Origin of the sequence: Salinarimonas soli (genome assembly GCF_008386575.1) — a bacterium.
GTDB classification, from domain to species: Bacteria; Pseudomonadota; Alphaproteobacteria; order Rhizobiales; family Beijerinckiaceae; genus Salinarimonas_A; species Salinarimonas_A soli.
The window spans coordinates 143,873-155,707 of the sequence record NZ_VUOA01000022.1 but is presented as its reverse complement, the minus strand read 5'-3'; the positions used below and the strand labels follow the sequence as shown (position 1 = coordinate 155,707).

General features: G+C 60.3%; 8 protein-coding genes and 3 pseudogenes. 6 read left to right on the top strand and 5 right to left on the bottom strand.

Translation table 11 applies throughout. The features are described from left to right. From F0L46_RS26860 to F0L46_RS13100, 4 genes and pseudogenes are all read right to left on the bottom strand, one after another. A pseudogene (locus F0L46_RS26860) lies at positions 1-813 on the bottom strand (integrase core domain-containing protein); the annotation flags it as partial. Positions 814-1,066: 253 nt separating this feature from the next. Beyond that, the gene (locus F0L46_RS13110) at positions 1,067-2,182 is read right to left on the bottom strand and encodes an acyltransferase family protein (protein ID WP_149818202.1); all 1,116 of its coding nucleotides are present in this window, start codon (positions 2,180-2,182) and stop codon (positions 1,067-1,069) included. 323 nt (positions 2,183-2,505) lie between these two features. Beyond that, positions 2,506-3,220: pseudogene (locus F0L46_RS13105) on the bottom strand (IS5 family transposase). A gap of 114 nt (positions 3,221-3,334) precedes the next feature. Beyond that, positions 3,335-4,768, bottom strand: a complete 1,434-nt coding sequence (locus tag F0L46_RS13100) for an oligosaccharide flippase family protein (protein ID WP_149818198.1) — start codon at positions 4,766-4,768, stop codon at positions 3,335-3,337. Between the two features lie 259 nt (positions 4,769-5,027). Between F0L46_RS13100 and F0L46_RS27190 the strand changes: the two genes are divergently transcribed. The 6 genes and pseudogenes from F0L46_RS27190 (at position 5,028) to F0L46_RS13070 (ending at position 11,034) form a co-directional block, all read left to right on the top strand. Next, positions 5,028-5,684 carry a transglutaminase-like cysteine peptidase gene (locus F0L46_RS27190; protein ID WP_149818196.1) on the top strand — a complete coding sequence of 219 codons (657 nt, stop codon included), beginning with the start codon at positions 5,028-5,030 and terminating at the stop codon, positions 5,682-5,684. An 85-nt stretch (positions 5,685-5,769) separates the two neighbouring features. Then, positions 5,770-6,471, top strand: a pseudogene (locus F0L46_RS13090) (transposase family protein). A 165-nt stretch (positions 6,472-6,636) separates the two neighbouring features. Continuing rightward, on the top strand, positions 6,637-7,080 hold the full coding sequence (locus tag F0L46_RS13085; RefSeq protein WP_149818194.1) for a hypothetical protein: 444 nt from the start codon (positions 6,637-6,639) through the stop codon (positions 7,078-7,080). Between the two features lie 39 nt (positions 7,081-7,119). Then, positions 7,120-8,199, top strand: a complete 1,080-nt coding sequence (locus F0L46_RS13080; RefSeq protein ID WP_149818192.1) for a glycosyltransferase family 4 protein — start codon at positions 7,120-7,122, stop codon at positions 8,197-8,199. 103 nt (positions 8,200-8,302) lie between these two features. Continuing rightward, positions 8,303-9,550: a polysaccharide biosynthesis/export family protein gene (locus F0L46_RS13075; protein WP_240539985.1), complete on the top strand. Its 1,248-nt coding sequence runs from the start codon at positions 8,303-8,305 to the stop codon at positions 9,548-9,550. Positions 9,551-9,900: 350 nt separating this feature from the next. Further along, positions 9,901-11,034 carry an O-antigen ligase family protein gene (locus F0L46_RS13070; protein WP_149818188.1) on the top strand — a complete coding sequence of 378 codons (1,134 nt, stop codon included), beginning with the start codon at positions 9,901-9,903 and terminating at the stop codon, positions 11,032-11,034. A 154-nt stretch (positions 11,035-11,188) separates the two neighbouring features. On the opposite strand, the gene F0L46_RS13065 is transcribed toward F0L46_RS13070, so the two are convergent. Continuing rightward, entirely contained in the window at positions 11,189-11,833 is a 645-nt protein-coding gene (locus F0L46_RS13065) for a hypothetical protein (RefSeq protein WP_149818186.1), read from the bottom strand. Between the last annotated feature and the right edge of the window lie 2 nt (positions 11,834-11,835).

Here is an 11,835-nt window from a genome sequence, read left to right as displayed (position 1 = left end):
ACATTTCGGGCCAGCCTCTCAGGTAAGCTGTTGAAGGAGTTCCCGCCCAGAAGCTCGTCCAGGAGCCGGGCGTTGAACGACTCGACGTACCCATTCTCGCCGGGCGAGCGCGGCGCGATGGAGGTCGTCTTGGCCCCAACGTCTGAACGGACCGAGCTACGACCTCCAGCCAATCGTCCGCACGCACCCGGCACCCGACGTAGGATGAACGGGTCTGAGAGCACGTCGATCATGTCCGCGGCTTTCAGCTTGCGCGCTACCCGGATCGCCAGACACTCGTGTGTGAACTCGTCCACCACGTCGAGCATCTGGAACTTCCGACCGTCGAAGGTGCGGTCCTCGACAAAGTCGGAGCTCCAGCCGTGATCCCGATTCTGTGGCCGCAACCGTACGCAGGAGGCGCCCGCTAGTCACATCCGTCCACGCCTGGGTGGCGGACTGACGCCTTCAGGTCCTCGCGTCGCCACATCCGCTCCATCGGCTTATCGTTCACGAGCCAGCTTGCCTCCAGTACTAGGGTACGAATCTTGCAGTGATTGTAACGGCCGTACCGGCGCGTAAGCTCGATCAGGTCGGTCGTGAGCGCCTCCTCGTCGTTTCTGCCCCGAGGCACCTTAGACTGCATCGAGCGACGCTGACCAAGCGCGCGGCAGGCACTGCGCTGGGAGACCGCGAGGGTCAGCATCATGTGCTCGATGTAGGTACGTCGGCGGGCGGGGCTCAGGAGTTTCGCTCTTCGGCCCCAGCCAGGAGGAGGTTGTCGAACGTGAGGTCGGCCATGGCTGTACGCAGGCACTGCTTCTCGAGTTCGAGCATCGGCACCTAAGCCCTGTTCGCCTGCAAGTTCAAGCCCGTGGCACCCTGCGCTACATGCCGCGCAAAGACACCGGGTTTGGAAGAATTGCTCTGCACTTCTTCTCTATCGCGCTCGCAACGCCACCGAGCGCACGTTTTGCCGCCATGGTGACCTTCGCCGCATCGATGCCGCTACGAACGGCTCGCAACTGACTTCCTCACCAGCGTGTGCCTCGCCATCGCCGCTATTTACTCGTGTTGAGTCCGGAGCCTAACAAGCCCTTGTAGTCTGAGGTGCCTCGGGCTTCGTAAGGGAACCTGGCGCCATGACCGTGTTGTGAACCGCTGCTACGTTCTGCAGTGACCGTCCTCGAATACGATCGCGCAGGATGCGCAACGGTGCTTCGACGACCGCGTCCGAGCACCAAGCTAGAATGATCGCCGCAATCACTACGAAGATAAAAGTTGTGTAAGACACAGGCATGAAGGTTTTGGCGAAAACGAGGATGGCATACTGCTGAAGATAGATGGGGAATGATAAATCCCCAATTCGCCGGTCAAGGTGAGCTATCGCCGGCCCGACGCGGCAGGTCGCCAGCCACCATGGCGCTAACATCAGGCCAAAGAAGATTAACAAATGTATCGACCGCTCACCAATCGTGAATGGCTGCGCCAATGCCTCGGGAAGGGTGACCGCTATACAGATATAAAACGAGACCGATAAAAGTGCACCAAGGGTGAGATAACTTGCGACGCTTGGCGCAGCCACGACGCGATAGAGAACGGCTCCAAATGCAAAAATTGGTATGTATTGTGAAATAGATGGGCCAATCCCTAGTATATAAAGCATGAATACGGCGAGTATTGTTGTTCCAAAAATCTTGATACCGTTATTAGGCGCGAGGACATTTAACCAAATTCCGGCCATTAACAAGATATAAAAGGTTATTTCGACACGCAGGGCCCATGAATAAGGGACAAATGGTGGCTCAGCCCGAACACCGGGAAAAATATTGATGATGTTCATCATGATGTTGTATGGAGAAAAAATCTGTTCCGAAGTATTGCCGACAAGGCCGTTCGGAAATATCTCGGGAGAGATTTTGGAACAAATCAGAATTGCGGCCATGCTTAAGAGTACCGCTAGTACGTATTGCGGCACAATGCGAAGCCCCCGATTGGCGATGAAGGCCCAAGGTCGATTTGAATAGAAACGTACTGCGGCCTCGGTGATCACAAATCCGGAAAGACTGAAGAAGGCTATTACCGCAAGAGTGCCGGATCCGAAGCGCCCTAGTACCCAACCAGCCGGCGCCACATGATGCCCATGCTGCACAATCACCAGCAATGCAAGGAATGTCCTAAAAACACCAAAAGGACGGTACATTAATTCACTTCTCCATCCGAGATATATCCTCCCACTATTCTCTTTAGAGAGGATTTCAAGCGAGCCAAGCCTAGGTTCGTTCGATCCAAACCGAACTAGGCCGCTAAAAGCGACATACATGTTTTTCGCGTACGCTTCTACGCGCTTTAACAGAGGCGTCCTCCGTTTTCAACGGCTGCGTCGCGCTTCCGGTATTCCACGAAGCGCGCAGCCGGGCCCAGCTATTTGTGACGGAAAAGGCAATGGTTCCGCCAGTATCTCCCGTTCAGTCGATGGCCCCAAAAGAGCAGCATTTTGTAAGAACGGCTACTTAGGGTTTGGACTCATAACCAGTAGCTGACGGCGTAGCGCGGCAGACGGCGGCGAGGTAGTCGGCAGCGAGCCGGTCGTAGCGGGTCGCGACGCGGCGGAAGTCTTTCAGCCGACAGAACATGCGCTCGATGGCGTTGCGGGCGCGGTAGAGCACGGGCGAGAAGCCCCTCTTCCAGATCCGGTTCGCTTTGGGCGGTATGTTGGGCAGGGTGCCAGTGGCCTCGAGCTGCTGGCGGATAGCGTTGGTGTCGTAGCCCTTGTCGCCATGGAGGACCCGAGCCGAGGGCGGCAGGTGGTGCAAAAGCGCCGCTGCTGCCTTGCAATCGGCGACCTGCCCGCCCGTGAGTATGAAGCCGATGGGACAGCAGTGGCGATTCGTGAGCGCGTGGATCTTGGTCGAGCGCCCGCCACGCGAGCGGGCGATCGCCTGGCTCTGCTCCCCCCTTTACCGCCAGCAGCCGAGCGGTGGGCCTTCACGGCAGACGAGTCCATTAAAACGTGAGCAGGCGGGCCGCCTGCCTGCGGGAGAGCCTGGAAGAGGGCCGTCCAGATCCCCTTCACAGCCCAGCGGACGAAGCGGTTGTAGAGGGTTTTGCAAGGGCCGTAGACCTCCGGCGCGTCCACCCAGCGCCCGCCTGACTTCAGCACGTGGATAATGCCGGAGATCACGCGTCGATCATCGACCCGCGCCTTGCCCCTCATGTTGGTGGGCAGATGCGGGGCGATCTTCGCGAACTGATCGTCCGTAAGCCAGAAGCGGTCTTAATCCATCGGCGGTCTCCTCAGAGACCCTGAATCACAGGACGCCAGCGCGCTCAAACACATTTATGGGTCCGGACCCTAGGGCGAACGACGCTGAGACATTCCTGGGTAGACTGATGTTATGTATCCATAAAGTCGCTTCCAGGAAACCGGAAGGCCGAGTACTGCAAATGGCGCGACTATCGCCCATACGCCAAGTTCGCGCCAGAATAATCCGATCGCCGCTGCCGTCCACCAGAGTGCTGCGATACGATAATTCGGTGCACCAATCTGCCGCGTCAAGAGGGCATGGAGTAGTAGATATGTAGGAAGGGCGGCGATCTCTCCTAGACCGTAACCGCGTATTCCGAATATAGGTACTAGAATGAAGGCTGCAGTAGCGAAAGAAACTATGTATGAAACATGGAAATACGCCAGATATTTATTAAATCCAAGCGCAGACATAGTGGCTGTCATCATATTAAAAGGCGCTGTCGTAAGATATACAATCGCAACATATGGATACAGTTCGAGTGCAGGTAGCCATCGTTCGCCGAAAGCAATTGGTACAATCCAATGGCCCAACCAACCAAAGCCCAACAAGAATGTTCCCGTACTGATAATCTGGAGCTCCATACCTTGCGTTATCGCGCGCCTGATTCGATCATGGTCATCAGGAAAGCGCGCTATCACAGCGATCGTAAGCCGCCAAGCAACGAATTTAAGAATCGTGAGCATTTCTAAAATACCGACTACTAGACTCACAATGCCGACCGCATATGCCCCGAGTTGGCTGCCAATTATCAATGGGTTTACCAATGAACGCCCCATCCAGATCCAATTCGCAAGAGAAAAAGTAATACCTGAACTTATTATCGTTCGAGCTATATTGGTGTCCCAATTCAAATTGGGAGCACGGCCAATATATAAATGTGTGATGATGATCGTTGCAATCTGCTGTAGGAGATACGCCGCAACGAGCGCGACCGGTCCTTCACCGCTGATGATCAGAGGGGCCGCAATGGAGTAGTAAAGTACCTGACCGCTGATCTCGATCATCGTAAGCGGCTTGTAGTCAAGCCGACGCTCAATCTGCGTCATCGGTATGAGGATCAGGAGCTGGAGCGGAAGCGCTAGAAAAAGCCAGCGCGCTAATTCCGCAAAACCTTGAACGCCGATGAACCACGCCAAGCTGGGCATAGCCAGCTCAATTAATATAAGGAGGATTGCTGAGATGATAACCACGATTGTTGTGGCGGTCCCAATATATGATCTATCGAGATCTCCTTCGTGACGCAGGAGTGCGATGTTAATGCCGACGCTGCCAACTGCAACCAGGAACTGGTACACGCCGAGAGCAGCTACATAACTGCCGTATCGCTCAGGTCCGAGATAGCGGGTGATTAGCACAACACCAATAAGTTTCAGGAATATGGAGACGAGCTGGCGCGCGGCCATCATAGCCGCACCGGTCAGAGCCTTGCGGCGAAGCCCATCGTCTGAAGGTGGCGAGGTTGGTTCGTCGGGGTGCAAGGTCTGGTCCGAATGTTGGCGCCCGGCCCGGGCTTCGGTCGATCGGTGGACCTGACCGCGCCCAGCCCGAACGCAAAGAGGTTAGTCTCACGGTAGGCGAATCTGTGCAAGTGGACAGGCACGAAGAGACGCACGGAGCGGCGAAGCTTGAACGGTTAAGTGCATGTAAAAACCGACACTAAATCTAAGTGACCGTCTAAAGCGTGATATTCATTTCTAATATTTAGACAAGGGGCAGACACATTCGAGGTGCCCCGCTATGACGACTTCCGCCCCTGGGATCAGGCATTTCCATCGCATCTCCCGGCTACCGATAATAGCTGCCCTCATCGTCTCCGGTACTAAGGCCTTGGCTGTGCCCTTCCCGGTGCATCGCCCTCAGCCACCTTTGCCACGAGCCTCCGGCATGAACGAGGGCGAGCGGGTGCTTGCCCCCACGGCCTTCGTCCGCTTCTGCTTGCGAAAACCTACTGAGTGCACAAGCGTCGGATCGGGCGGGTCGGTGCCGATTGATCCGCAGGCAGTTCGCGATCTAATTGAGGTGAACCGGTCCGTCAACCAAAGCATCCGCCCCATACGGAAGTCCGCATTCGCCGGCGTGGGCACATGGGAGGTTGGCCCGCATGCGGGGGATTGTAACGATTACGCGGTCACTAAACGTCACCACCTTATACAGCGAGGTTGGCCAGCGGGGGCACTTCTACTCACGGAGGTGGAGACCTCCTGGGGCGAGGCCCACCTTGTCCTCACCGTTCGCACAAGCAACGGCGATTACGTGTTAGACAATTTATCAGCAGCAGTCCGGCCTTGGAGCGCGACGGACTACCGGTGGGTGCGTCGCCAGTCGGCGGCCGACGCCAACACTTGGGTATCCCTCACCGCCGTGAGCCGAAACACCACAGTTGAGCGTATCTAACGTTTCTCTCTCTACCCGATGTTGGTTTAGGTAGAACCACAGGCGCTCTGTGGTTCAAGGCTGCCCTCGGGCAGTTCTGGGTGTTCTGGATCGGCTTGTTCTCAGCAACGCGTAACAGGAGCGTATCACCCTTGATCATCGGGCGGCCTGACGAGCGAGGCGCGACAAAGGCGTGCTGTGGGTCGCGCGCACCGTCCCGCGGTGGCGCGACCTGCCCGATGCGCTTCGGGCTTGAGATAGCGTGTTCCACAACTTCAGCCGCTCGAGCGTCATATAATGCCTGATCATCGCCTCCACATCGTGCATGCCCAGCAGCACGCGCTTGGCGCGCACTTAGAAGCTCCGAGGATCAGGCCCTTGGCCGCTTGCGCACCGATTTGAACATCAAGATCCATATAGCGTCGCGAAGCTTGTGCTGCTCGATCCGGCTGTACCTGACAGGCGGCGACCGAGGCGACGTGCCCCAGGTCGAACCGCTGCGGGCTCAGGCCCTCATGGCAAGCGCGGCTGGCAATACCGGCCACCTGCCCTTGGGGAAATCACCGGCAAGGGCGCGCAGGCGGCAATCCCCGACAACCCGGGCCGGACCTGCAACCAATCCTTGGACCCGCACCTCCATCGCGTGCGCCACCTCGTTGAGTGCTGCTTTGCCAAGCTCAGAGCCTTCGCCACTCGCTACGAGAAAACAACCCACAATTATCTCGCTGTCGTCACCCTCGCCGCCATCGTGCTCTGGTTTGATCAGCTGTCTACAAGACCCACGCGACCTGCTGCTCGTCTTGTCTAGATCCCTTGCCGCCGTCCGTGTTAGGGCTGGGGGAGATGCATCAAAGCTCGACGGTACCTCGGGATGACTCTTCTTCGCCTGACCCTTCTGGCATTTGCGTTTGCGACCTCGACGAGTGCCGCTCAAGCTGCTTGCAGCAAGAAACCATCGGCACAGATTCGACCGATGATCGACAGCTTCCTGATTCGCCCGAGTGGGCTTCTCGAGCGATACCCCAAGGGCGACCAAGCCCTCTCGTACGACATACGCGACTTGGTCTCTGGTGACATCAAGACGCTCGATCCGGTGATGAGACTGTTAAACAGCGCCAACGGCCTTCAGCGACGAGCGATTGGGGTCGGAATTGGTGCGGCTGCACGGATGTGCCTCACCGCCTCGGAGGCAGCACTCGCTCGTCGCTTGCAGGACACCGTCCGCCGACACAGCGATGCGGAATTAAACACCGGCTTCACCGCGGCCGTCTCCGACCGGGGCTCATCCCCAACCCTGCTCGAAAAACCCATGGTCCCAGAACCGTCCAACTCCCTTGGCCGTGGCTCCATCGCCGACCCACAGATTAGTCCATTCCGGCCCGAGAGCATACCTGACCCGTTTGCGCCGCGGCGCTGACGGCTCAACTACAATCGCCTGTCAACAGGTCTCCGCGCGATGAAGATCATGATTTGGAATGCTGCGCGCGGCGGAATGCGCAGCGTGGTCGAGGGATACGTCCAAGATGGCTTTGTTGCCAGTCAGGGTGTCCACCTCATCCACTCCTATGCTGACGGAAGTTTCGTGCACCGCCAGATGGTACTCGCCCGCGCGCTTGCGCAATTCGCCCGCATGCTAGTTACAGAGCCAGTCGGACTCGTTCATATACATGCGGCCATGCGTGGAAGCTTCTGGCGCAAGTCGCTTTTCGCGCGGATGGCGCGCGCACGCGGGGTGCCAGTCCTGCTCCATCTGCATGGGTCGGAGATGAAGGCCTTCTACGAGCGCCAGTCCCCGCGCTTGCAGGCCGCAATCACCGGGCAATTAGAGCTTGCGACGCGGGTTCTCGTCCTCTCCGAGAGCTGGCGCGACTTCGTGCAAATAGTAGCCCCGGGGGCTCGGGTTGTAGTAGTGCCCAACTACGTGACCGTTCCGCCTCAAATCGTGCGACCGCGGACTTCGAACACGACGCTCCTGTTTTTGGGTTTGATTGGACCGCGAAAGGGGACGTACGATCTCCTGCGCGCCTTTGCGCGTGCTTCGAGCGAATATCCCAGCCTGCGGCTTGTATTGGGCGGCAACGGAGAGGTGGAAGAGGCGCGCCGTCTTTCAGCTGAGCTCGGAATCGCAGAGCGGGTCGATTTCAGAGGTTGGGTGGGCCCGCAGGAACGTGTGTCGCTCTTGGCCGACGCTGATGTGTACGTGTTACCCTCTTATAATGAGGGGCTACCTATGAGCGTGCTTGAGGCCATGGCCGCCGGATTGCCGGTGATTACGACCGATGTCGGCGGGATTCCCGAGCTTATCACCAACGGCCGAGACGGGGTTCTGGTGACGCCCGGCGATATCAATGCCCTTGCAGCGGCTATCACGCGCCTCGCGTACACCGCAGAGGAGCGCGAGCGCCTGGGTGCTGCCGCCCGAGCGCGCGTCTTGCAGCATTATAGCCACGGAGTGGTCATAAAGCTGCTTGACGCCGTTTACGCTGAAACAAGCGCGGCGAACCCTACAGCCTCCAGAGCACCCGATCCACGCTGATCCACTGAGATAGCGGACTAAGCCTCTGAATGCGACCACGACGGGGTTCCCACGCCCGGTGGATCGTTCGGAAGTGTTGTCGCCGCGCAACACACGTTCAGCCATGCTCCATGCTAGACACACCGTAAGAACCAGACTCTTATGGGGGCCTCACTTGAAAAACGTAACTGCAGGGCGACCGCGGCTGCGCGCGCCGTATTCACTCGTGTTAACGACAGCTATCGCTGCATTTTCCGCCGGATGCGCGTTTTTTCCTAACCAAGGCCCAAGCTCCATCGACGTTGTAACATCAAAGCCGGCGGATCCGGACAAGGTGCAGTACGCCTTACTTGATGTGAGCCCGGCCGTTCTCGCGAAGGTGCAGGAGGCGCGGGAGCCAGCCCTATCGCGGACCTTCGGCGAGCGCCGCCCACCTCCGGCGATCCGTCTCGGCGTTGGCGACGTGGTCAGCGTCACGATTTTTGAGGCAGCATCCGGTGGCCTTTTCATCCCTCAAGACGCCGGTTCTCGCGCGGGGAACTTCGTTAGCCTGCCGAATCAGGAAGTTGACCTTCGAGGCTTTATCTCCGTTCCATACGCTGGCGCCGTCCAAGCCGCAGGCCGCACCCCCGCGGAAGTGCAGGCCGCGATTGAGGAACGCCTGCGCAACCGGGCCATCGAGCCCCAGGCCGTTGTCACGCTCCAAGACGGGCGCTCAAGCCGCGTCACCGTCACGGGTGAGGTGAACAGTTCGGTGCGCTTCTCGATCACGGCCGGGGACCGCCTCCTCGACGCCGTGGCCCGCGCGGGCGGCCCGAAATATCCGGCTTATGAGACATACGTGACCCTCAAGCGGGGCAACCGCACGGCAAAAATCTACCTTAATAACGTGATCGCAAGCGCCGACAACAACGTCTACCTCTACCCGGGCGACACGGTCGTCCTGAACCGCGAGTTCCGCAGCTTCATGGCGCTCGGCGCCTCGGGCCTGAACGGGCAGATCAACTTCGAGAACGAGACACTCACGCTGGCGCAGGCCGTCGGCCGCTCGGGCGGCATCCTCGACCTGCGGGGTGACCCGACCCAGACCTTCGTCTACCGCCTCGAGCCCAAGGCTCTCGCGGCCGAGATGGGGATCGACGTGACGCCCTACATGAGCCCCATGGTGCCCGTGATCTACCGGGTGAACATGCGCGAGCCAGACGGCCTGTTCCTCGCCACGAAGTTCCCGATGCGTGACCAGGATATCCTGTTCGTCTCGAACTCGGCGGCGTCCGAACTCGCGAAGTTCCTCGCCTTCCTGCAGCTCGGCGCGAATACGGTGTCCGACACGAACGTCGGCCGGATCGCAATCAAGGGCGGCCGGTTCTGACCCTCGCCGCCCTGCCGCGAGTCGGCTTCTCGAAGGCGGCGGCCTACGCCGCCTTCGGCCTGTCTCCCCTACCCTTCGGCTCCGTCGACTCGACCTGGATCATAACCTGGTGCCTCCTCCTGGGGGTCAGCCTCGCCACCGCCGACGTGGCCCGCGTCCGCCCGAGCCAGCTGCCCTGGCTTGTCCCCGTTCCCCTCGCTCTCACGGCTGTCGTCGCGGCGGCGCTCCTTCAGAGCCTCCCCCCTGACGGCTTGTTACCGGCCCACCCGGCCTGGGGGGAAGCCTCGGGCCTGCTCGGCGTCACCCTCCCGGCGCAAATCATTCCATCAGGGGACGGACCCTGGCGCGCGTTGGGCCTGCCCCTCCTTGTCACGCTCACGTTCGTGCGGGCGTTCCTGCTCGCGGCCGATAAGGACGAGGCGAACCAACTGGTGCGCTTCATCGCCCTGGCGGGCCTTGCATACGCCCTCTACTCCATACCCGCCGTCGTGATCGACCCAAAAAGCCTGCTGTGGCGTGAGAAGGAGGCTTATCTCTCGAATCTCACCGGGACTTTTGTGAACCGGAACACGGCCGCGACCTACTTCGGCACCATCTCGATCCTTTGGCTACTGCTCCTCCTGCGTGCCGTGCGCCGGTCCACGGGCGGGGAACTCGGCGTCCGGCTCACGCTGGCCCATTGGTCCCGCAATGGCGTGCCGAAGGAGGTCATCCTAGCGAGTATAGGTCTTGTAGCCTGCATGACGGCCCTCGGCATGACAGGCTCTCGCGCCGGCCTCGTCCTGTCCCTACTCGCCCTCGCGGTGGCGGGTCTCGCCTGGACTGCGCGCACTCAGCGCCGTTTCGGGGGGCTGCGGGCTCTCGCCGTCATGGCGGCAGTCGTGGCCGTGGCCCTGGAACTGCTGGGGGGCCTCGTAATGGGGCGCATCAGCACGCGCGGCTTTGAGGACATCAGCCGCACGGATACGTACTGGGCGGTGCTTGGCATGATCCGCGACCACCCCTGGCTCGGGATCGGCTTGGGCCAATTCGAGACCGTGTTTCCAGCTTACCGCAGCGGGGTCGGTGCCACGGCCGGCGTATTCGATAAAGCCCACTCAGTGCCCCTTGAGATTGCCGTGGAATTGGGGCTCCCCGTGGCGGCAATGGTGCTCGCAGCCTGGGCGTTATGTGCGGCGGCGCTTGTACGGGGCGTTGTCCGGCGGCGGCGCGCGCGCTTTCTCACTGTCGGCGGGATGGCCGTCGGATTGCTGGGCAGCCTTCACGCCATCGTGGATTTCTCGCTGCAAATTCCGGGCTACGCGGTGGTGTTCGCGGCCGTGACAGCGACGGGGCTGGCGCAAGCTGTGGCGTCATCGGTTGAGGAGAGCGCAGCCGCGCAGGGCCTTAGCGCAGCCGCGCAAGGCCGTGCGGCAACCGAGGCCGACCTCGCCTCTTGTGTTGAGGGCCCCGCTCCTAAACTCCCGTTCAAGGCGCGGAGCTGATTAGTAGCTGAGAGCTGTTTTCGGGCGTAGCGAAAGTTTGGGATCAGGCCCGAGAAGGGGCCAGGGCCGGCATCACTCGTCCTTCCGCCGGCTCGCACGGGCAGGGATGAGTTCACCCCCATCTCGTCGTGCCGAGTTGCGGCGTTCTCCCGGCTCAGCGCCGCCAGGGACGTTCGTCCCGTGCGGGGAGCCCAGGGATTTCGAGTTCGAGCCCGCGGCTCTCAAGCCTGCGAGCAAGGAAGCGCCGCCGATCGATTGGAACCTCTGCCAAGCGCGGTAAGATCGCAGCCTGAGTTTCAGGCGCGAGCGAAGTGAAGATCGCGGCGGTAAAGTCGAATGGCGCTACCTGCACGAGGTCGAGGAATTCATCGACGGCTCGCAATTGCAGTTCGGGGCTTAACTCCTCGAATATGTTCATAGCGAGCGGGTTACGCCGCACGGCGATCCACATTTCTTTGGGGCCGGTCCGGTACGACTGCGCGAGCAGACCCTGCAGGGCGGTTCCGGCCCCAAGTCGGGCCGTGTCGATCCAGTACAACGAAAGCCAAGCGAAGGAGTGGGTCGGGGCGCACGTGAGCGTCCGCACTGCCGCCGATCTCGCCGCCTCAGTCCGCCGGTCGAGGGCGGCGAGATCGGCCTGCTCACGCTCGACCTCCAGGGCCTTCATGAGGATGAACAGCCCGTGTGTCAGGTAGGGCACGTCGCAGGTGGCGCCGAGGGACGCCTCGACGCGGCCGGCCCAGGCGCGGATCACGTCAGGCCGGAAGGTGTCACCGCGGGCCACGCGGTCGCCGATCACGA